The 20,685-nt window shown below is 64.0% G+C and carries 15 protein-coding genes; 8 read left to right on the top strand and 7 right to left on the bottom strand.

The window, feature by feature from the left end:
• Nucleotides 1–47 precede the first annotated feature (47 nt).
• The 3 genes from J2X76_RS12550 to J2X76_RS12540 all read right to left on the bottom strand — a co-directional run bounded on the left by J2X76_RS12550 (nucleotide 48) and on the right by J2X76_RS12540 (nucleotide 4,479).
• On the bottom strand, nucleotides 48–2,360 hold the full coding sequence (locus J2X76_RS12550; protein ID WP_310216415.1) for a xanthine dehydrogenase family protein molybdopterin-binding subunit: 2,313 nt from the start codon (nucleotides 2,358–2,360) through the stop codon (nucleotides 48–50).
• A gap of 331 nt (nucleotides 2,361–2,691) precedes the next feature.
• On the bottom strand, nucleotides 2,692–3,687 hold the full coding sequence (locus J2X76_RS12545; protein WP_310216412.1) for an MDR family oxidoreductase: 996 nt from the start codon (nucleotides 3,685–3,687) through the stop codon (nucleotides 2,692–2,694).
• A gap of 33 nt (nucleotides 3,688–3,720) precedes the next feature.
• Nucleotides 3,721–4,479 carry a FadR/GntR family transcriptional regulator gene (locus tag J2X76_RS12540; protein ID WP_113283301.1) on the bottom strand — a complete coding sequence of 253 codons (759 nt, stop codon included), beginning with the start codon at nucleotides 4,477–4,479 and terminating at the stop codon, nucleotides 3,721–3,723.
• A 201-nt stretch (nucleotides 4,480–4,680) separates the two neighbouring features.
• Here J2X76_RS12540 and J2X76_RS12535 point away from each other — a divergent pair, with 201 nt between their 5' ends.
• The 3 genes from J2X76_RS12535 to J2X76_RS12525 are packed head-to-tail and all read left to right on the top strand — an operon-like array spanning nucleotide 4,681 to nucleotide 10,572.
• Nucleotides 4,681–6,093 carry an FAD-binding oxidoreductase gene (locus tag J2X76_RS12535; protein WP_310216409.1) on the top strand — a complete coding sequence of 471 codons (1,413 nt, stop codon included), beginning with the start codon at nucleotides 4,681–4,683 and terminating at the stop codon, nucleotides 6,091–6,093.
• Nucleotides 6,094–9,570 (top strand): indolepyruvate ferredoxin oxidoreductase family protein, encoded by a 3,477-nt coding sequence (locus J2X76_RS12530; RefSeq protein ID WP_310216406.1) that lies wholly within the window; start codon nucleotides 6,094–6,096, stop codon nucleotides 9,568–9,570. It begins immediately after the preceding gene.
• A 27-nt stretch (nucleotides 9,571–9,597) separates the two neighbouring features.
• Nucleotides 9,598–10,572, top strand: coding sequence for a nucleoside hydrolase (locus J2X76_RS12525; RefSeq protein ID WP_310216404.1), 975 nt, complete (start codon nucleotides 9,598–9,600; stop codon nucleotides 10,570–10,572).
• 85 nt (nucleotides 10,573–10,657) lie between these two features.
• Here the strand turns inward: J2X76_RS12525 and J2X76_RS12520 are convergent, their stop codons facing one another.
• From J2X76_RS12520 to J2X76_RS12505, 4 genes are read right to left on the bottom strand one after another with little or no spacing between them, the layout of a single operon-like run.
• A complete protein-coding gene (locus J2X76_RS12520; RefSeq protein WP_310216401.1) occupies nucleotides 10,658–12,766 on the bottom strand; it encodes an acetate--CoA ligase family protein in 2,109 nt (702 codons plus the stop codon).
• Between the two features lie 10 nt (nucleotides 12,767–12,776).
• Nucleotides 12,777–13,586 (bottom strand): enoyl-CoA hydratase/isomerase family protein, encoded by an 810-nt coding sequence (locus tag J2X76_RS12515; RefSeq protein ID WP_113127959.1) that lies wholly within the window; start codon nucleotides 13,584–13,586, stop codon nucleotides 12,777–12,779.
• 22 nt (nucleotides 13,587–13,608) lie between these two features.
• Nucleotides 13,609–14,538, bottom strand: a complete 930-nt coding sequence (locus J2X76_RS12510; protein ID WP_310216398.1) for a pseudouridine-5'-phosphate glycosidase — start codon at nucleotides 14,536–14,538, stop codon at nucleotides 13,609–13,611.
• Nucleotides 14,539–14,575: 37 nt separating this feature from the next.
• Entirely contained in the window at nucleotides 14,576–15,685 is a 1,110-nt protein-coding gene (locus J2X76_RS12505; protein WP_310216396.1) for a carbohydrate kinase, read from the bottom strand.
• A 118-nt stretch (nucleotides 15,686–15,803) separates the two neighbouring features.
• Between J2X76_RS12505 and J2X76_RS12500 the strand changes: the two genes are divergently transcribed.
• The 5 genes from J2X76_RS12500 (at nucleotide 15,804) to J2X76_RS12480 (ending at nucleotide 20,684) form a co-directional block, all read left to right on the top strand.
• The gene (locus J2X76_RS12500) at nucleotides 15,804–16,781 is read left to right on the top strand and encodes a 2-oxoglutarate and iron-dependent oxygenase domain-containing protein (RefSeq protein ID WP_310216392.1); all 978 of its coding nucleotides are present in this window, start codon (nucleotides 15,804–15,806) and stop codon (nucleotides 16,779–16,781) included.
• A gap of 87 nt (nucleotides 16,782–16,868) precedes the next feature.
• Entirely contained in the window at nucleotides 16,869–17,906 is a 1,038-nt protein-coding gene (locus J2X76_RS12495) for a PotD/PotF family extracellular solute-binding protein (RefSeq protein ID WP_113127955.1), read from the top strand.
• Nucleotides 17,907–17,998: 92 nt separating this feature from the next.
• Nucleotides 17,999–19,042 carry an ABC transporter ATP-binding protein gene (locus tag J2X76_RS12490; RefSeq protein ID WP_310216387.1) on the top strand — a complete coding sequence of 348 codons (1,044 nt, stop codon included), beginning with the start codon at nucleotides 17,999–18,001 and terminating at the stop codon, nucleotides 19,040–19,042.
• Nucleotides 19,039–19,896 (top strand): ABC transporter permease, encoded by an 858-nt coding sequence (locus J2X76_RS12485; protein ID WP_310216384.1) that lies wholly within the window; start codon nucleotides 19,039–19,041, stop codon nucleotides 19,894–19,896. The genes J2X76_RS12490 and J2X76_RS12485 overlap by 4 nt, the downstream gene beginning before the upstream one ends.
• On the top strand, nucleotides 19,884–20,684 hold the full coding sequence (locus J2X76_RS12480) for an ABC transporter permease (protein ID WP_405030018.1): 801 nt from the start codon (nucleotides 19,884–19,886) through the stop codon (nucleotides 20,682–20,684). The genes J2X76_RS12485 and J2X76_RS12480 overlap by 13 nt, the downstream gene beginning before the upstream one ends.
• Nucleotide 20,685 lies beyond the last annotated feature (1 nt).

The following is a 20,685-nucleotide window of genomic DNA, read 5'->3' as shown; positions in this document are numbered from 1 at the left end:
TCAGGCAATCCATCCGGATGGACGCAAGATGCGTCAAGATCGGGCCCTTATCGAAGGTCCTCTCTCGCTGCCCGGATGGCTTCCCAAATCCTGTAAGGCGTGGCCGGCATGTCGAAATCCCTGACGCCCGCCTGTCGCAGCGCATCCAGGACGGCGTTCATCAGGGTCGGCAGCGCGCCGGTCGTGCCAGCCTCGCCGCCGCCCTTGACGCCGAGAACATTGGTCGGCGACGGCGTCGGCAGGTCGAAGAAACGCGGCGTGGGCATGAAATCGGCCCGCGGCATGAAATAATCCATGAAGGTGGCCGTCAACATCTGGCCGCTGTCCGGGTCGTAGACGATATGCTCGCCGAACACCTGGCCGGCACCCTGGGCGAGGCCGCCATGCATCTGGCCTTCGAGCAGCGTGTGGTCGATGACATGGCCGGCGTCGTCGACGCCGATATAGGAAGTGACCTCGGTCTCGCCGGTATTCGGATCGATCTCCACTTCGGCCACGTGCACGCCGCCCGGGAAGTTGCGTTCCGGCTGGATCGAGCCCAGCGTGTCGAGCGCGTTGCCGTCCGGCCCCGCGTGGCGTGCCGCCAGTTCCAGAAGCGAGATCGACATGTTGGTGCCGGCCACCTTGTAGTGGCCATGGTCGAATTCGATGTCGGCTTCCGAGGCCTCCAGCGCTTCGGCAGCGAGCTTCATGCCCTTTTTCACCACCTCGCGGGAGGTGATCGTCAGGGACGCGCCATGGGAGGCCATGGTGCGCGAGCCCATGGTGCCGGCGCCCTTGAGCTTGTGGGGCGCATGCACGCTGTTGGCGCGCAGGTTGATGAGGTTCTCGTCGATGCCGAGTTCCCTGGCGACCAGCCGCGGCAGCACCGTTTCGTGACCCTGGCCGGCCGAGCCGGAAAGCGTGTAGAGCGTCAGCGTGCCGTCCGGTTCGAAGCGGATCTCGGTCTCCTCCGGCATGTGGCCGCCGCCGGATGGCTCGATGAAGATGCCCATGCCGATGCCGCGCAGGTTGCCGCGCCGTTCGGATTCCTTGCGGCGGGCTTCGAAACCGTTCCAGTCGGAGATCGAGACGGCCTCTTCCAGCATCGCCACATAGCTGCCGCTGTCGTAAACCGCGGTCGGCGTCTTGTAGGGGTAGGCGTCGTCGGGGATCAGGTTCTTCCGGCGAATCTCGATCCGGTCCATGCCGAGATCGGTGGCGGCCTGATCGACCAGCCGCTCGACGAAATAGTTGATGTCCGGACGACCGGCGCCGCGATAGGCGGCGATCGGCGAGGTATTGGTGAAGGCGAGGCGGTTGAGGCCGAAGACAGCCGGGATGCGGTAACAACCCGTGCCCGTCAGCATCGGGTTGAGCACGTTGATCAGCGCGCCGGGCGGCGAATGATAGGCGCCGAGATCGCAGACGACATTCATCCGGATGCCGAGGAATTCGCCGGTCTCGCTCAAGGCCAGTTCGCCGGAGAACCTGACGGCGCGGCCGTGATAATCGGCGAGGAAGCTTTCGGTGCGGCTGGCGGTCCAGCGTACCGGCCGACAGAGCTTCCGGGCGGCGAGCATGATCGCCGCATATTCCGGGTAGGCCGCGCCCCGGATGCCGAAACTGCCGCCGACATCGCCCATGTGATGCCGCACCTTTTCCGGCGGGTGGCCGGTGAACCGGGCGAGACCATCGGCAAGGCCGGTGCCCTGGCTGGCGGAGTAGACGTCGAAGACCTCCGTCGCGGCATCATAGGCCGCCATGAAGGATTTGAGCTCGAGCGGGTTGGCGGCGACGCGCTGCGATTCGACCTTCAGCGCCGCGACATGCGCGGCCTTGGCGAAGGCTTCATCGGTCATTGCCTTGTCGCCGAAACCGTGGAGGAAAACCAGATTGCCGGGCACGTCGTCGAAAAGCTGCGGCGCGCTGTCTTGCAGGGCGGCCTCGGGGTCGATGATCGCCGGCAGGTCCTCGTATTCGACCGCGATCAGCTCGACCGCGTCGGCGGCCGCCTCCGCGCTGTCGGCCACAACCACCGCGACCGGTTCGCCGACGAAACGGACACGGTCGGTCGAAAGCGCGTAACGGTCCGGCGCCCTGATCTTCATGCCGTCGACACCGGGGAAGGAGACGAGCGGGCCGGGGGCGATCAGGTTGGCTTCGAGCGCATCCTTGCCGGTCAGGACGATATGGACGCCCGGTGCAGCGAGTGCCGCCTCGACATCGATCGAAACGATGCGGGCATGCGGCTGGTCTGCCCTCAGAAATGCCGCATGGAGCTGGTTGTCCAGCACCTTGTCGGCGGTATAGGCGCCCTGGCCGGTAACAAGCCTCATGTCTTCCCGGCGGCCGGTGAAGACCTCATGATCATTGCTCAAAATCATACTCCTGCGGCCGATATCGATGGGAGTTGTCAGCCTCTCTTATATCCACGATGCGACGCTATGCCAGCAGTGCCGATCTCACAAATACGATTGCAGCAGTGTGAATAAGTATTTGGGCAAAGCTCCACCGATGAGGCAGCGCCGCGCCGGGCCGCGGCATGGCCGTGCGCGCGCCGAAGTGCTCGGCATTCCCGCGTCATGATCGCACCGGCGCAAAGCGTCCTCTGCGCCGACGTCTGCCGGTCGCCGATCTCATGGCCGAGTTCAGCTGCACGTTGCCGAAAGGCCAGGTCAACAGGTTGAGCCGAAATTCGGAAACGGCAGCCTACCGCGTTACGTCAACCACCACCCGGCCCCGAATCCTGCCGGCAACGATATCTTCCGCCAACTGCGGCAGGTTCGACATCGGCTCCGTCGTCGTGATTTCCGCAAGCTTGGCAGGATCGAGATCGCGGGCGAGCCGCGACCAGGCGGAAAGGCGCTGTTCGCGCGTGGCGATCACCGAGTCGACGCCGATCAGGGTGACGGCGCGCAGGATATGCGGCAGCACGGTGCCGGGAAGATCCGCCCCGCCGGCGAGGCCGCAGGCGGCGATGGCGCAGCCGCGCATGGTCTGGGAAAGCGCGTTGACGAGCGTCGTCGAGCCGACGCTGTCGATGCCGCCGGTCCAGCGTTCCTTCTGCAGCGGGCCGCCCTTTTCCTGGAGCACGGCGCGGTCGATGAAGCCCGAGGCGCCGAGCGAGGTAAGGTAGTCGTGGGTTTCCGGCCGGCCGGTGGAGGCGGTGACATTGTAGCCGCGGGCCGCAAGCAGGGCGATCGCCACCGAGCCGACGCCGCCGGCAGCACCCGTCACCAGTACCTCGCCTTCGCCCGGCTTGATCGACCCCCATTTTTCCAGCGCATCGACGCAAAGGGCGGCGGTATAACCGGCGGTGCCGATCGCCATCGCCTGTTCCATCGAGAAGGCGTCGGGCAGGCGGATCAGCCATTCCGGCTTGACGCGCTGGTAGCGGCCGAAGGCGCCCCATTCGGTCTCCGAAAGTCCCCACCCGTTCAGCACCACCTTGTCGCCGGCCTTCCATTCCGGCGAGCGGGATTCGATGACCGTGCCGGAAAGATCGATGCCGCCGATCATCGGCATGCGCCGGGCGATGCGGCCCTTGCCGGTGATGGCGAGCCCGTCCTTGTAGTTCAGCGTCGAATAGGCGATCTCGACCAGCACGTCATTGTCGGGAAGATCGGCGACCGAGATCTCCCGGAAAGCGCCCTTCGGTTTGCCGTCGACGGCGTCGATGACCATGGCGGTGAAGGTCTCGGTCATGTCTCTCTCCCGATTTTGTGGTGATGTTGGTCTTTAAGCGGAGGCCTGTGCCGCGGTATCGCGCCTGGCGCGCGCATCGAGCACGGCTGAATAGCTTTCGCGCACGTAGGCGAGCAGCCGCGCGAGCGCATCGGCTGCCCTGGCGTCCTCGCGGCTGCGCACCGCATCGACGATCTCCTGATGCAGCGAGGCGACGTGGCGGCGTTCACGGACCCGGAAGACGATCATGTTGGTGATCGGTATGAAGGCCTCGATGACCGTGTACATCATCAGCTTCAGCGGGCCATTGCCGGTCGATTCCACCAGCGCGCGGTGAAAGCGCACGTCGGAAGCGCAAAAATCCTCGTCGCTGATCGCCTCATCGAGCTGCACGGCGATCTCGGCTTCCATGGCCGCAAGATCGGCTTCGTTGCGATTGCCGGCGGCCAGCCGGCAGCAGACGGTTTCGGTTTCGAGCCTTGCGGTGATGATCTCTTCGATGTCGAAAGCACCGATGCCGACGAGCAGGGTGGCAGCGCCGGTGATCGCCTTGGAAAGGCCTTCCGGATCCGGCCGCTTGACGAAATTGCCGCCGCTCGGCCCGCGCTTGGAATGGATGAGGTTCTGGGCGGCGAGGCGTTTCAGCGCTTCGCGGACGGTCGGGCGGGAAATGCCGAAGCTCCTGGCCAGCTCCTCTTCGGTCGGCAGGCGTTCGTCCACCTTGAGCCGGCCATCCATGATCGCCGAGCGGATATTGTCCGACACTTGCCTCGCAATGCCCGTGCGGACCACCTCGTCGTATTTGAGGATCATGTCACCCTTCCCATGGTTCCTGGCATAGTGATGCCACGGGCAGGGTAAAAAGGCTACTGCTTTTTAAATATAGGTTTGACAAATAGGGGAATGGGAATAACCTCGCCCCCAAGAAACAAGGGGACAAGAGGATGGGCGCAATCGCATTCGGCGGAGCCGGAGGCAGGGCCGGGCGGCGGAATCTGCGCGGGGAGGATCGTCTTGCCCTCTGATCGCGTCAGCCTTCTCCTCTCCCGCCTTGAAAGCCGGCTGGATGCTGCTGCAATCCTTGTCGGCGATGCGATTTCGGACGGTTACGCCGCCGATGCCACCGCCCGTGGCGCCCGGCCCGCCGCCGTTCTGCGCCCGCGCAATACCGAAGACGTTTCCGCCATTCTCTCCATTGCCAACGAGCTCGGCCAGCCGGTCGTGGTGCAGGGCGGGCGTACCGGACTTTCGGGCTCCTCCCGGCCGGTCGAGGGAGAGGTCGCGATCTCGCTCGAACGGATGAATGGCATCGAGTCGATCGATGTTGCCGCCCAGACGATGATCGTCAGGGCCGGCACGCCGCTGCAGGTCGTGCAGCAGGCGGCGAGCGATGCGGGCCTGTTCTTCGGCGTCGATATCGGCGCGCGCGGCACGGCAACCGTCGGCGGCAATATCGCCACCAATGCCGGCGGTATCCGGGTTCTGCGTTACGGCATGTACCGGGCGCAGGTCATGGGTCTGGAAGCCGTGCTGCCCGATGGTACGATCCTATCCTCGCTCAAGGGCCTGCCGAAGGATAATTCCGGCTACGACCTCAATCCGCTGTTCATCGGCACGGAAGGCACGATCGGGGTCGTGACCCGCGCCTGCCTGAAGCTGCACCCAAAGCCGCAGTTCGAGCGCAATGCCTTCCTGGCGCTGCCGTCGCTGAAGGCGGCGCAGGACCTGCTGGCGCGGCTCAGGGTCGAACTGTCCGGTCTGCTCTCCGCCTTCGAGGCGATCTTCCCGAATGTCTATGAAGGCACGGTGGACTATATGGGCATCCGTCCGCCGGTCGAAAAAGGCGCCGGCATGTATGCCATGGTCGAGATCCAGGGCCAGGCGCCGGACCAGGACAACGAACGTTTCGAGGCGGCCCTTGCCGCCGCACTGGAGGACGGGCTTGCGACCGACGTCGTGCTCTCCAATTCGTTGCGCGAGTTCAACGGGCTCTGGGGCATTCGCGACGGCATCAACGACTATCTGTTCGGCACCGGCGTGATGATCGGCTTCGATATTTCGGTGCCGCTGTCGCGCATGCAGGAATTCCTCGACAAGGCGGCGCTCGCCGTCGACGAGATCGATCCCACGGCGCGGACCTATATCTTCGGCCATCTGGGCGATGGCAACCTGCATTACTGCATGTTCAGCAACCACGAGAAAAAGGTCGCCGAGGCGATCTTCTCCGGCATCCAGGCGGTTGGCGGCGGCGTTTCGGCCGAACACGGGATCGGCACCGACAAGGTGAAGTATCTCAAATTCGCCCGCAGCGAAGCCGAGATCGCCGCGATGCGCCGGCTGAAAACCGCATTCGATCCGAATTATATTCTCAATCGCGGCCGGGTCTTCGAGGCGCCGGTGTCCGTGCTGCAGGCGGAGCGGGCCTAGATGTCGATCCATACCGCACCGGATACGAACCTCCCGGACAGCAAGGTCAGCCTTGACGACCGCTATATACTGGAAAAGGGCCGGATCCTGGTGTCGGGAACGCAGGCGCTGGTGCGCCTGCCGATGATCCAGCGGCAACGGGATCTGGCGCGCGGGCTCAATACCGCGGGTTACGTTTCCGGTTACCGCGGCTCGCCGCTCGCGGGCTTCGACAGGGAGATGGCGCGGGCGAAAAAATTCCTCGACGCCGCGCATGTGAAATTCCATCCGGGCCTCAACGAGGACATGGCGGCGACCGCGGTCTGGGGCACGCAGCAGACCAGCATGTTCGAAGGCGTGCGTTACGACGGCGTGTTCGGCATGTGGTATGGCAAGGGGCCGGGCGTCGATCGCAGCATGGACGTGATCCGCCACGCTAACGCGATCGGCACCGATCCGAACGGCGGCGTGCTGCTTTTGGTCGGCGACGACCACGGTGCGGTCTCCTCCACCCTGCCGCACCAGAGCGAGCACAACCTGATCTCCGCCATGGTGCCGCTGCTGTCGCCGGCAGGTGTCGGAGAATATATCGAATACGGCCTCATCGGCATCGCCATGAGCCGGTATTCCGGCGCCTGGGTCGGCTTCAAGTGCCAGACCGAGATCGTCGAGTGTTCGGCGACCGTCGATCTCGATCCGAACAAGCCGGAGATCGTCATTCCCGACGAGACCTTCGCGCCGGACGGCCTGTCGTTGCGCTGGCCGGACGGGCCGCATGCGATGGAGCTCAGGCTGGAGCGCAAGATGCTCGCGGTGCAGGCTTTCGCGCGCGCCAACCGGCTGGACCGTGCGATCTGGGGAACCACGGGGCGCGCCCGGCTTGGCATCGTTTCGACCGGAAAATCCTGGCTCGATCTCCAGGGCGCCCTGGCGCTGCTTGGCATCGACGAAGCTCGTGCCGCCGAACTCGGCATTACGCTCTACAAGGTCGGTTTGGTCTGGCCGCTGGAGCCGCAGGGGATTGCGGAATTCGCGTCCCGCGTCGATGAACTGCTGGTGGTCGAAGAAAAACGCTCGATCCTTGAAGACCAGATCAAGGCGCAGCTCTTTAACCTTCCGGCCGACCGGCGCCCGCGCGTGTTCGGCAAGGCCGGTGAAACCGGTGCGGTGCTGCTGCAGGCAATCGGCGAGATCAACACGCTCTCGGTTGCCAGGGCCATCCTCTCGCGGCTCGGCCCGCTTGACGAGGCGCTGCAGGCGAGGGCGCGGTTTGTCGAAGAGATGGCGGCTGCGCTCGGCGTCGAGGCGACGGCGCTTAGGCGCGAGGCCTATTTCTGTTCCGGCTGTCCGCACAGCGTCTCGACGCGGCTGCCCACTGGAAGTCGCGCCTCGACCGGCATCGGCTGCCACATGATGATCATCGGTAACGAGGACCGCAACACCTCGACCTTCACCCAGATGGGCGGCGAGGGCGGCTCGTGGATCGGCCTGTCGCCCTTCACCGACGAGAAGCACATCTTCGTCAACATGGGCGACGGCACCTATTTCCATTCCGGCCTGCTCGCCATCCGTGCCGGGATCGCGGCCAAGGTCAACGCCACCTACAAGATCCTCTATAACGACGCGGTTGCCATGACCGGCGGCCAGAAACATGACGGCGAGGTTACTGTACCGGGTATCGTCGGCCAGATGCTGGCGGAAGGCGCGGCGCGCGTCGTTGTTGTCGCCGAGCGGCCGGAGGTCTGGCAGGGCAATCTTCCGCGCCAAGTCTCCATCCATCACCGCGACGAACTCGATGCCGTGCAGCGGGAGCTGCGCGATATTCCGGGTGTGACGGTCCTCATCTACGACCAGGTCTGCGCTGCTGAAAAGCGCCGCCGGCGCAAGCGCGGCGCCTACCCGGTTTCCGACAAGCGCGCCTTCATCAACGAACTGGTCTGCGAGGGCTGCGGCGACTGTTCCGCCGTCTCGAACTGCATTTCGATCGAGCCGCAGGAAACCGAGTTCGGCCGCAAGCGGCGCATCAACCAGTCGAGCTGCAACACCGATCTTTCCTGCATCAAGGGCTTCTGTCCGAGCTTCATCACGGTCGAGGGCGGCAGTATCCGCAAGCCGGCGGCGAAGTCGAGATCGGCAAAGACGGACGACCTGCCGCTGCCGGTCTTCACCGCGACATTCGAGACGCCATACAGCATGCTGCTTGCCGGCATCGGCGGCACCGGGGTCATCACCGTCAGCGCCATCCTTGCGCAGGCAGCGCTTCTCGACGGGCTGGCTCTGGTGACGCTCGACCAGACCGGGCTTGCGCAGAAGAACGGTTCGGTCGTCTCGCATATCCGGCTGGCGAAGGAGCCTGCTCAGATCAACGCCGCCCGCATCGGGCCTGGCGAAAGCGACCTCGTGCTCGGCTTCGATATCGTCGTCGCCGCCCAGAAGAATTCGCTCGCCTCGTTCGCGAAGAACAAGACGCGGGCCATCATCGACGACCATTTCGCGCCAACCGCCTCCTTCGTGAAGGATACGACCATCGATTTCCGGCAGGAGGCGACATTGAAATCGCTGCGCCGGGCGGCCGGGGACGAGGCGGTCGAGACCGTGCCCGCGACCGATCTGGCGACGGCGCTGCTCGGCGATGCGATCGCCTCCAACATGTTCCTGCTCGGCCATGCCTGGCAGCGGGGGCTGGTGCCGATCAGCCTTGCCGCCATCGACAAGGCGATCGAACTCAACGGCACCGGGATTGCCCTGAACCGCGCCGCCTTCGGCTGGGGCCGCCGTGCCGCGGTCGATCCGGAGGCTGTCGCTCGCGAGGCCGGATTGGCGAAAACGGAACCGAAGGCGGAGACGCTGGAGGAGATCGTCGCCCGCCGCGTGGCCTTCCTGACCGCCTATCAGAATGCCGCCTATGCGGCGCGTTACGCTGGTCTCGTGGATACCGCGAAATCGGCCGAGGCGCATTTGCGGGGCGTTGGCGGTTTTGCCGAAGCGGTGGCCAAGAACGCCTTCAAGCTGATGGCCTACAAGGACGAATATGAGGTCGCCCGCCTGCATCGCGACCGGAGCTTTGAAAAGAAGCTCGCCGAGCAGTTCGAAGGCGATTTCAGGATCCGGCACCACCTCGCGCCGCCGATGATCGCGAAGATCGACCAGCGCACCGGTCATCCCGCCAAGATCGCGTTCGGCGCCTGGATTCGTCCCGCCTTCGGGGTGCTCGAAAGGCTGAAATTCCTGCGCGGTACCGCCTTCGATCCCTTCGGCCGTACCGCCGAGCGGCGGATGGAACGGCAGTTGATCGAGGATTATTTCGATCTGGTGGGCACGCTTTCTTCCGGGCTCGATGCCGCCCGTCATGCGACTGCCGTGGAGCTGGCGGGTCTGCCGGACATGGTCCGCGGTTTCGGCCATGTGAAGCTTGCCGCCGTCGAGCGTTTCGAAAGGCGCAAGGCCGATCTGATGGCGAAATGGCAGGCGAAGGCGCCGCTTTTCGATGTCGCGTAACCGTTTCCGTATCCGAGAGTGAGCCCAATGGCAGAAAAGATCATCATCGATACCGACCCCGGCCAGGACGACGCGCTGGCCATTCTTCTGGCACTCGCAAGTCCGGAAATCGAGGTTCTGGGGATCGTGGCAGCCGCCGGCAACGTGCCGCTGTCGCTGACGACCAAGAACATCCGCAAGATCTGCGAGCTGGCCGGCCGTCCCGACGTCAAGGTGTTTGCCGGCTGCAGCCAGCCGCTGACCGGGCCGCTCGTCACCGCCGAACACGTGCACGGCGCAACCGGCCTCGACGGCGCAGATCTTCCCGAACCGACCATGCCTCTCCAGGAAAAGCACGGCGTCGACTTCATCATCGAAACACTTGAGAACGAACCGGCGGGTACGGTGACGGTCTGCACGCTCGGACCGCTCACCGATCTCAGCAAGGCCTTGACCCGGGCGCCGGAGATCGCGGGCCGCATCCGGAAGATCGTGCTGATGGGCGGCGGACTGTTCGAGGGCGGCAACATCACTCCGGCCGCGGAATTCAACATCTATGTCGATCCGCAGGCGGCGGCCGTGGTGTTCGGTTCGGGCGTGCCGATCGTGATGATGCCGCTCGACGTCACCCACAAGACGCTGACGACCCGCGCCCGCGTCGCCGCCATCCAGGCGATCGGCACGCCGCTTTCCGAGGCCGTCGTCGGCTGGCTCGATTATTTCGAACGCTTCGACGTGGCGAAATACGGCAGCGAGGGCGGGCCGCTGCACGATCCGAACGTGATCGCCTATCTGCTGAAGCCGGAACTCTATTCCGGCCGGCTGTGCAATGTGGAGATCGAGACGGAGTCGGAACTGACCAAGGGCATGACGGTCGCCGATTGGTGGGGCGTCTCCGGCCGGCCGAAGAACGCCATGTTCATGCGTGACGTGGACGCGGACGGGTTTTATGCGCTGCTGACGGAGAGGCTGTCCCGACTGGCGATGCAGCTGGCGGAAATGCCGAAGTTGCGGCTAGTGTAATAGCTCACCCTCATTCCTGTGACAGGCACAGGAATGAGGGAGTGTGGGGGCTGGTGCTGGTTTGCCAGAAGCGAACGCATTGCCGCTAGTGCCGCATTTTCCTTGGAATGATCAGCGCATCAAGAATGCGCACGCCCTTGCCCTCCGGCAGCACAGCCACCGGATTGAGGTCGATCGCCTCGATATCATCGCCGTACCGGGCCGCAAAGTCCGATACCTTGACCAGCAGCTCGGCAAGCGCTTTGCGATCCGCCTTCGGCGCACCGCGATAGCCTCCCAGCAGCGACGCCAGTTTGGTCTCGCCGATCATCGCGTCGGCGCGGGCGAGGTCGATCGGCAGGAGGTCGAAGGCGCTGTCCTTCACCAGTTCCACCAGCACGCCGCCGATGCCGACGACGATGCCGAAACCGAAAGGATCGTGGCGGACGATGCCGACCAGCGCCTCGATGCCGCCTGTGACCATCTCCTGCACCGAGACGCCGCGAAGCTCGGCGGTCGGGGAATAGGCACGGGCGTCTGCCATGATGGCTTCAAAGGCGGCGCGGGCTTCGGCCTCCGAAGCGACGCCGAGCTTCACGCCGCCGGCTTCGGTTTTGTGCAGGATATCCGGCGACTCGATCTTCATCACGACCGGAAAGCCCAATGACCTGGCCGCTTGCGCGGCGGCATCCGCGTCCGCGACGAGATGTTCCTTCGGAACCGGCAGGCCCTCGGCGGCGAGCAGAGCCTTGGCTTCTCGTTCGGTGAGTGCGGTTGCGGGCAGGGGGCTCTTTTCGGACAGCGCAGCATCCGGCCAGGAAACGGTGCGTTCCTGATACATCAGGCCGCGGACGGCGGTGAGCGCGCTCTTCGTTCCCCGCAGCACCGGCAGGTTGGGCAGTTTCGCTTCGACGGCGACATGGTGCCCGCTCGAAAGGTTGCTCATGAACACGACCGGCGCCTTGCCCGTCCCGGCATAGCCGTAAACAGCTTCGGCAATGCCGAGATATTCGGAGGCGCAGAAATCGTCGAGGCCGATCGGCGCATCCTGTGCGGCGACGATCAGGCCGATCGAGGGGTCGTCGGCGAGCGCGTGGAGGATGTCCCGATAGATGTCGCCATCGGCAAAGACGACGCCGGTCGTGTCGAGCGGATTTTGTGGCGTGGCGAAAGGCGGCAGCAGTGCCCTGACCCGCGCGGCCGTTTCGGGCTGCAGGTCGGGCAGCGACAGGCCGACCTCCTCGGCGATGTCCGAAACATGTGCCACACCGCCGCCGGAGACACCGACGATCGCGACGCCGGGTTTCTCCGGCCGCTGCTTCAGGTTCAGGCAGAGCGTCGCCGTCTCCATGAAGCCGTCCATATCCGGCACTTCGATGATGCCGACCCGCCTGAAGAAGGCGCGGTAGGCGTCGTTGCTGCCCGCAAGCGACCCGGTATGGGCAGCGGTCGCCTGGGCGCCGCGTTCCGAGCGGCCGGCGCGGAGTGCGATGACCGGCTTGTTCGCGGCGTGCATCTTCTCCATGGCCGCCGCCAGCTTTTCCGGTTCCCGGACGGCTTCGATGACGATGCCGACGGCGCGGGTATCGTCATCCGTCGCGAGGAAATCGAGATAGTCGGGAATGTCGGTGGCGGCGCTATTGCCGGAAGAGACGATGTGGCTGAGCCCGAACCTGCCGGTATTGCCGAGCGCAATCGCGCTCGCGCCGGAATGGGAGAGGATCGCGAAACGTCCCTTTTCCAGATCGGTCGACAGGCTGGAGGAATAAAGTGCTGCGCCCGAGCCGAGGTTGAAGAGGCCGAGGCAGTTCGGGCCACAGATGGCCATGCCGTAACGTTCGGCGATCTCGACCAGTTGCCGCTGCCGCTCGCGGCCGGTTTCGTCCAGTTCGGCAAAACCGGAGGCCAGAACGACGGCCGCCTTGACGCCGGTGCTTCCGGCTTCTTCGAGGGCCGCGATCACCTTGTCGGCGGCGATGCCGATCACGGCCACATCCGGCGGCGTAGCAAGCGCGGACAGGGAGGGCGAGGCGGGAAGCCCGAATATCGTCCCGGCCTTGGGATGCACCGGGATGATTTTCCCCTGGTAGCCGAAGCGCATCAGGTTCTTCATCACGAAGCTCGATGAGGCGTCGGCGCGCTCGGTGGCGCCGACGACTGCGATGGAGCGTGGCGCCATCAGGGCCCGCATAGCGTCCGGCGTGTTGGCCGCCATGGCCAAGGCCTCAGTCGAGACCCTTGAAGGGGTCGTCGCGGAAGGCGAGATATTCCTTCAGAGACATTTTCGCGAGGTTCGCCATCCATTCACGGCCTTTTTTGGTGACGTGAAGGGCGGCGATCGCCTCGATATTGTACTGGAAGGACGGCAGCAGGCCGGCAACCATCTGCTGGTTGTTGATCGAGGCCTTGGTGTATTTCAGCGCCGGAACCGGCATGCGAGCCAGCTTGCGGGCGAGGTTTTCCGTCTTTTCCTTGAGCTGGTCGGCGGGCACGACCTTGTTGATCAGGTGCATGCGCAGCGCCTCTTCAGCATCCACCATGTCGCCGGTGAACATCAGCCAGCGCACGTCGCGGGTGGCGAGCAGCCAGGGCATCATCAGCGCCGGCGGGCCGGAATTGTGGCGCACTTCCGGTTCGCCGAACTTGGCATTGTCTGCGGCGATGGCGAGATCGCAGCACATCATCAGTTCGAGAGCGCCGGCAAGAGCGTAGCCGTTGACCGAGGCGATGACCGGGATCGGGGCGCGCCAGATGTTGAGCAGCGCCTCTGCATTTTCCGTCATGTCCACGCGCCAGAAATCGATATCGACGTCGAAATCGTCGCCCTGCAGGTCGTAGCCGGAGGAGAAGGCGCGGCCCGCGCCGGTGATGACGAGGGCGTTGACGTCCGGGTCTGCGACGGCTGCGGCGACCGCGGCATCGATCTCGCGGATCACCGGTTTGTTCATCGCGTTCATCTTGTCGGGGCGATTGATGGTGATCGTCGCGAACTTGTCGGTGGCGTCCTTTTCGTAAAGGATCGTCTCGTAGGTCATGGCAGTTCCCCTTGTTCTTGAACTATTTGCCGGCCTTCTTGAGCGCCGCGTAGGCGACGGCCATCTTCGCGGCCAGCCGCGCATTGTTCCTGACCAGCTCGATATTGGCCTTCAGGCTCTCGCCCTTGGAGAGCTCGTTGATGCGGGCGAGCAGGAAGGGTGTCAGTTCCTTGCGGCCAATGCCCTTTTCATCCGCTTCGCGCACGGCGTCGGCAATCGTGCCGTCGATGAAATCCGGGGTGAGGGCCGCTTCTTGCGGGATCGGGTTGGCGATCATCAGGCCGGTGCCGGTGCCGAGCTGGTGGTGCAGGTACATGGCTCTCGCGATCTCCTCCGGCGTATCGAGCCGGTGGTCAGCCTTGAAACCGCTCTTGCGGGTGAAAAAGGCCGGGAAATCGTCGGTGCCGTAGGCGATGACAGGCACGCGCTGGGTTTCGAGATATTCCAGCGTCTTGGCGATATCGAGGATCGACTTGACGCCGGCGCAGACGACGGCGGTTTTCGTGCGGCCGAGTTCGGTCAGGTCGGCGGAAATGTCAAAGGTCTGTTCGGCGCCGCGATGCACGCCGCCGACGCCGCCGGTCGCGAAGATGTCGATGCCGGCGAGGTCGGCCATCAGCATGGTGGCGGAAACGGTGGTACCGGCCGACTGGCCCCGGACCATGGCGACCGCGAGATCGCGGCCGGATGCCTTCACCACGCCCTTGGCCTGGGCCAGTTCTTCCAGTTCGCTGCGTTCGAGGCCGACGCGCAGCTCGCCGTTGACGACGGCGATGGTGGCCGGGATCGCGCCGTTTTCGCGGATCACCGCCTCGACGCCGAGCGCGGTCTCGATGTTCGCGGGATAGGGCATGCCGTGGGTGATGATGGTGGATTCCAGCGCCACGACCGGGCCGCCGGCCGCAATCGTTTCGGCCACTTCGCGGCTGAGCTTCGGTTTGATGAGGGCCATTTCGGTATTCCTTGGATCGGTTTCGACCAGCCTGATATCAGCCGGCCAGTCGGTGCATATTGGCTTCCAGGAAGCGTTCGGACAATTCCGTATGGACGCTCGCGGTGCTTTCCGTCGTCAGCGTGCCGAGCAGCGCGCCGGTGCGTGCGGCGTTGTAGGTGTCTTCCCCATGCAGGATACGGTGCAGGGTGCCGGCGATCATCGCGTCGCCGGCGCCGGTGATGTCGACCGGGCGGGCGTGCACGGCGGGGAAGGTTTTGGCGCCTTCGGTGCCGGCAACGGCGATGCCGCGCGGGCCCATGGTGACCACCGCCTCGCGCGCACCCGCCGCCTGCAGGGCAAGGGCTGCTTCCTTGGCATCATCGATCGTTTCGTGCGCCTTGCGGTCGAGGACCGCATTGGCCTCGTCGATATTCATGAACAGCAGGTCGATGCCGGTGAGATCCCGCGGGAGGCGAGCCGCCTTGGGGGTCGAGACCGCGTCGATTGCCAGGCGGAAGCGGGCGCCCTGGCGCTTGGCGATCAGGGCGGCCAGCGTTTCGGCCGGCAGGTTGCAGTCGGAAAACACCCAGCTCGCGGCGGCCAGATGCGGCCAGATACGCTCGATATGGTTCGGCAGCAGTAGGTCGAAAATGCTCATGTCGGCAATGCCGAGCACGAGGTCGCCCTTGGTGTCGAGGATGGCGGCATATTCGGCCGTCGGGCGTTCGGTGGTGGTGATGATCTGGCTGACATCGATGCCACGGTCGCGCATGTGCTTCAGCACGGCGCGGCCGCCTTCGTCGTCGCCGACGATCGACACGAAACTCGTGGTGGTGCCGAGAAGGGCGAGGTTTTCCGCGACGTTGCGGGCAACGCCGCCAAGGCTGCGCACGCCGTCGACCGGATTGGAGGTCTCGAAGACGAACTCCTGCTTGGCGCGGTACTTGCGGTCGAGCACGGCGCCGCCGATGCAGACGGCGCGGGTCTCGGCGGGCATCACATAACCGCGGCCGAGGATATAGCCCTTCTGCATCAGCTGGACGATATGGGCCGCGACCGTGGAGCGCGCCAGCCCGAGCATGGTGGCGATCTCCTGCTGTCCCGCGAACGGGTTGTCCTTGATGATTGCGAGGACCGCCGCTTCCTGTGGCGCAAGATCATCCATGTTCGGTCGATTATCCCTGAGGCGCGAGAGCCACGTTGCAACTTCGTTAATTTTGATATGGACAACAACAGATGTTTTTGTCAACATCTGTTTGTCAGATGTGAATTGGAGGAAGGCCATGTCCCTAACGAGCGCCAATCCCGCGTCATCGCATGATGCCGTTCCCGGCATTCCGGTGATCGATCTCAGCCCCTTCATCCGCAACGAGACAGGTGCCGCCGCCGCCGTGGTCAAGGCCATCGAGACGGCCTGCCGGGACACCGGTTTCTTTCTCGTCACCGGCCACGGCGTTTCGCCGGAAGTGACGTCCCGCCTCTATAATCTCGCCCGCGCCTTCTTCGATTATCCGCAGGACTGGAAAAAGACCCAGGGGCGCGGCACCGGCGTTGCGGGTGGTGTCTCCTTTTCGCCGATCGCCGAAGAGGCGCTTGCCGCGACCCTCGGCATCAAGACGCCCGGCGACTACAAGGAAAGCCTCAATTTCGGCAGGAACCTTCCCGGCGACACCTGGCCGGATCGCCCGGACGGGCTGGAACAGGCCTTCCGTGACTATTTCAAGGAAATGGAAGTCCTCGCCAAGCATATGCGCCGCATCTTCTGCCAGGCGATCGGGCTCGACCAGGATTATTTCGAACCCTCCTTCGAAAACCATCTCTCGGCGCTGCGCGTCATCAACTATCCGGAACAGGAAGAGTCGCCGCTGCCCGGCCAGATGCGGGCCGGCGTCCATACCGATTACGGCTTCATGACCATCCTGCGTTCGGAAGCCTCGGCCGGCGGACTGCAGGTGCAGAACCGCAACGGCGAATGGCTGGATGCGCCGTCGATCGAGGGTGCCTATGTGATCAACATCGCCGACGCTTTCATGCGCTGGACGAACGACGAGTGGGTCTCGACGCCGCACCGGGTCGCCAATCCGCCGACCGGGTTCAAAGGCACGGCGCGTCGCCAGTCCATCCCGTTCTTCCTCAATCCTTCCAAGGATACGGTGATCGAGTGCCTGGCGCCGTTCGTAAAAGGTGGCGCGAAATACGCGCCGATCACCTATGGCGAATATATCGACCTGAAGACGAAACAGGCTTTCTCGAAAGGTTGAACGCCGACTGAATTCGACTGAACTCGTGCGCAGAAGCGGAACACCGCCGGCACATATCGATCAAAGATCGCAACAAGGGGAACTGCCATGATGGATTTGACAAGGCGGCAAACGCTTGCCGGAATGAGTGCACTCGCCGCGGCCGGCCTTTTCGGCCTTCCGGCGCGGGCGCAACAGAAAACGCTGGTCGTGCCGACGCTCGGCGGCGTGTGGGAACAATACTGGCGCTCTACGGTCGCTCCCGCCTTCACCAAACAGACGGGTGCTGCCGTGACGCTCGACGTCGGCAACGGCCGTGTCTGGGGCGCCAACCTGCGTGCGGCAGGCACGGCCAAGCCGCCCTATTCGATCGTAATGACCAACGAGGTCTTCGCCTCCGGCCTGCGCAAGGAAGGCTTCTTCGAGAAACTCGACCTCACCAAGCTGCCGAACTACGCCGACCTCTACCCCCTCGCGAAAAAGACGGACGGATGGGGCGCGATCGGCGCCGTCTCGCCGATCGGCATCGGTTACCGCACCGACCTGGTGAAGACCAAGCCAAAATCCTGGAAGGATCTTTGGAACAATCCGGAATTCAAGGGCAAGATCGGCCTCTACAATTTCGCCAACAGCGCCGGCAAGATGGAACTGCTGCTGTTTTCGAAGATCTTCGGCAAGGACCAGTATGACGTCGATGCCGGTTTTGCGGCCCTTCAGAAGCTCGGCTCGGTGATCCAGGTGGACTTCAACATGTCGACCGGCCTTGCCTCCGGCGAATTGGTCGTCGCGCCGTTCGATTTCGGCGAAATCGCCCGTCTTCGCCGCCAGGGCCTGCCGGTGGACTGCGTGATCCCGGAAGAAGGGATGTTCATGTTCGACCAGACCATCAACATCCTCACCAACGCGCCCGAGAAGGACCTGGCCTATCAATACGCCAATTTCCTGCTGTCGCCGGAAGTGCAGGGGATGATGATGAAGGAATTCTTCATCTCGCCGACCAATTCCAAGGTGATCGTGCCGCCCGAACTCAAGGTCGATGTGCCGGTTTCAGGCGCCGACATGGACAAGATCCTCACCTGGGACTGGAACTTCGTCAACGAGAAGCAGGGCGAGCTCGCCGAACGCTGGGCGAAGACCGTCAAGTGATTTTCCCCAACTGCGATCATGGCCTGCCATGAGGGCAGGCCATGATCGGCTTTTTTTCGGGGTCAGGCTCTTCAATTGGAAAGTGGTATTTCATGACAGAGGTTAGCATCGAAAAGCTGACCAAGGACTACGGGCAGGGCCCCGCGGTCAACAGCATTTCGATCAGGATCGCCGAGGGCGAGTTCATCTCGCTGCTCGGCCCGTCGGGCTGCGGCAAGACGACGACGCTGAAGATGATCGCAGGCTTCGAGGATGCGACCGAAGGCGCGATCCGTTTCGACGGACGCGATGTCGTGCATGTGCCGGTCGAAAAGCGCGATATCGGCATGGTCTTCCAGAACTATGCGCTCTTCCCGCATATGACGGTCGAAAAGAACCTCGCCTTCGGGCTGGAGATGCGCAAGACGCCGAAGGACGAGATCCGCACCCGCATCGCCCGCGTGCTGGATATGGTGCAGCTCACCGGTTATTCCGAGCGTTATCCGCGTCAGCTCTCCGGCGGCCAGCAGCAGCGCGTGGCGCTTGCCCGAGCCCTCGTTATCGAGCCGAAGATCCTTTTGCTCGACGAGCCGCTCGCCAATCTGGATGCCAAGCTGCGCGAGGAGATGCGCGTCTTTATCCGCGACCTGCAGCGTCGCGTCGGCATCACCACCGTCTACGTCACCCATGATCAGGCGGAAGCCATGACCATGTCCGACCGGGTCGTGGTCATGTTCGGCGGACGCATCGCCCAGATCGGCACGCCCTCGGATATTTACGAGCGGCCCGCCAATCTGGAAGTCGCCGAGTTCGTCGGGCAGGTGAACATAGTGCGCGGCAAGGTCGGCAACCGCGTCGTTTCGACCGCCTTCGGAGACATTCCGGTCAGCGGCGATCACGCTGCCGGGACCGAGCTGATGCTGGCGCTGCGGCCGGAAGCCGTCGAACTGCTGCCGGTCTCCTCCGGGGCAGACGGCGTGCCGGCCAAGGTCCTGTCCAGTTATTATTCCGGCAGTCTCGTCGATTACCGGCTGGAGCTTGCCGGCGGCGCGACCGTCAGCGTCCAGACCTTTCCACGCACGCGGTTTGCCGATGGCGATCAGGTGCTGGTGCATGCGCCGGCCGATCGCTTCTGGCCGCTTGGAAGTGCCGCATGAACGCTCCTGCCAAGAAGCGTTTCGGACCGCTGCTGCTGATCGCGCCCGCCGCGATCCTGATCGGCGTGTTTCTCGTGCTCCCCTATCTCAACATCGTGCTGATGAGCTTTCGCATGCCGGGGCAGGGCACGCCATACGGGCCGGGCTTCACCTTCGGCAATTACGGCAAGTTCTTCTCGGACTTCTTCTATATCAGCCAGGTGATCAATACGCTGTGGATCGGGTTCCTGACGACCTTCATCTGTCTGGTCCTGGGTTATCCGGTCGCCTGGCAGCTGGCGCGCGGAGCCTCGGCCTTTCGCGCCGTGGGGTATGCGCTGGTGCTCTCGCCGCTTCTCGTCGGCATCGTCATCCGCAGCTACGGCTGGACGATCCTGCTCGGCAATAACGGCATCATCAACCGGACGCTGACCGGCTGGGGCATCATCGACGGGCCGCTGCCGCTGATGTACAACGCGCTCGGTATCATCATCGCGCTGGTACACGTCTTCCTTCCCTTCATGATCCTGCCGATCATGAGCGCCATCCAGGGCATCGATCCGTCGCTGGAAGCGGCAGCCCGGTCGCTGGGAGCGTCCAAAGTCACGTCCTTCCGGCGCATCACCCTGCCGCTGTCGCTGCCCGGCATTCAGGCCGGCTGCATCCTCGTGTTCGTCCTGTCGCTCAGCGCCTATGTCACGCCGTCGCTGATCGGCGGGCTGCGCGTGAAAACCATGGCCGTCACGGTGGTGGATGCGCTGATCGATACGTTCCAGTGGCCGTTCGGTTCGGCGCTGGCTTTGATGCTGTCTGTCACCGGCGCGATCATCGTCGTCATCTTCGGGCGGCTGACCGTCATGAAATGGAAGGCTTGAGGCGCATGTCGAAACCGTTCTTCACCGTCTATTGCCTGATCATCTACGCCTTCCTGCTGGCGCCGATCGCGGTGGTGGTGATCGCCTCGTTCAATGCCGGGGCCTTCCTCACCTTCCCGCCGCAGGGGCTGTCCTTCCGCTGGTATGTCGTGTTCTTCAACAACGAGGTGTTCATGCGGGCGATCCGCACCTCGCTGTGGATCGCGGCGCTGACCATGGTGATTTCCGGGATCATCGGCACGATGGCGGCGATGTTCTACGTCACCCATGCCGGCAAGCTCAAGGAAACCGTGCGGGTCGCCATGCTGGCGCCGCTTCTCTTGCCGGAAGTGCTGACCGCGATCTCGCTTTTGTTCTTCGTCTATTCCATCGGTCTCGGCACCCAGAACCTGGTCGGCATGATCGTCGGCCACGTGCTGATCACGCTGCCCTTCGTGTTCATCAACGTCTCGGCCTCGATGGAGAGTTACGATCCTGCCTGGAGCCTTGCGGCGCAGAGCCTGGGTGCCGGGCGGTTCACCCGCTTCCGGCGGATCATGCTGCCGCTGATCAAACCGGGCGTGATCGGCGGCTGCCTGTTCGCCTTCATCATCTCGTTCGACGTGTTCACGATCTCCTTCATGCTGAAGGGGGTCGGCATGTCGACGCTGCCGATCCAGCTCTTCGACTACCTGCGCACCAATTTCACACCGGAAGCGGCGGCGGTTTCGACCTGCTCGATCATGCTGACGATGGCGGTGGTGATCGTCTCGGAAAAAGTGCTGGGCCTGCGCATCCACCGCTTCTAGG

The sequence above is a fragment of the Neorhizobium sp. 2083 genome, assembly GCF_031455615.1.
Classification (GTDB): Bacteria; Pseudomonadota; Alphaproteobacteria; order Rhizobiales; family Rhizobiaceae; genus Neorhizobium.
This window is presented reverse-complemented; position numbering and strand designations above follow the sequence as displayed.

Excerpts from the sequence above, each read along its gene's own strand:
- J2X76_RS12510 (WP_310216398.1), bottom strand. The coding sequence starts at position 14,538 with ATGGCCCTCATCAAACCGAAGCTCAGCCGCGAAGTGGCCGAAACGATT.
- J2X76_RS12540 (WP_113283301.1), bottom strand. The coding sequence starts at position 4,479 with ATGATCCTCAAATACGACGAGGTGGTCCGCACGGGCATTGCGAGGCAA.
- J2X76_RS12530 (WP_310216406.1), top strand. The coding sequence starts at position 6,094 with ATGTCGATCCATACCGCACCGGATACGAACCTCCCGGACAGCAAGGTC.
- J2X76_RS12525 (WP_310216404.1), top strand. The coding sequence starts at position 9,598 with ATGGCAGAAAAGATCATCATCGATACCGACCCCGGCCAGGACGACGCG.
- J2X76_RS12520 (WP_310216401.1), bottom strand. The coding sequence starts at position 12,766 with ATGGCGGCCAACACGCCGGACGCTATGCGGGCCCTGATGGCGCCACGC.
- J2X76_RS12515 (WP_113127959.1), bottom strand. The coding sequence starts at position 13,586 with ATGACCTACGAGACGATCCTTTACGAAAAGGACGCCACCGACAAGTTC.
- J2X76_RS12495 (WP_113127955.1), top strand. The coding sequence starts at position 16,869 with ATGATGGATTTGACAAGGCGGCAAACGCTTGCCGGAATGAGTGCACTC.
- J2X76_RS12485 (WP_310216384.1), top strand. The coding sequence starts at position 19,039 with ATGAACGCTCCTGCCAAGAAGCGTTTCGGACCGCTGCTGCTGATCGCG.
- J2X76_RS12545 (WP_310216412.1), bottom strand. The coding sequence starts at position 3,687 with ATGACCGAGACCTTCACCGCCATGGTCATCGACGCCGTCGACGGCAAA.
- J2X76_RS12505 (WP_310216396.1), bottom strand. The coding sequence starts at position 15,685 with ATGGATGATCTTGCGCCACAGGAAGCGGCGGTCCTCGCAATCATCAAG.
- J2X76_RS12490 (WP_310216387.1), top strand. The coding sequence starts at position 17,999 with ATGACAGAGGTTAGCATCGAAAAGCTGACCAAGGACTACGGGCAGGGC.
- J2X76_RS12480 (WP_405030018.1), top strand. The coding sequence starts at position 19,884 with ATGGAAGGCTTGAGGCGCATGTCGAAACCGTTCTTCACCGTCTATTGC.
- J2X76_RS12500 (WP_310216392.1), top strand. The coding sequence starts at position 15,804 with ATGTCCCTAACGAGCGCCAATCCCGCGTCATCGCATGATGCCGTTCCC.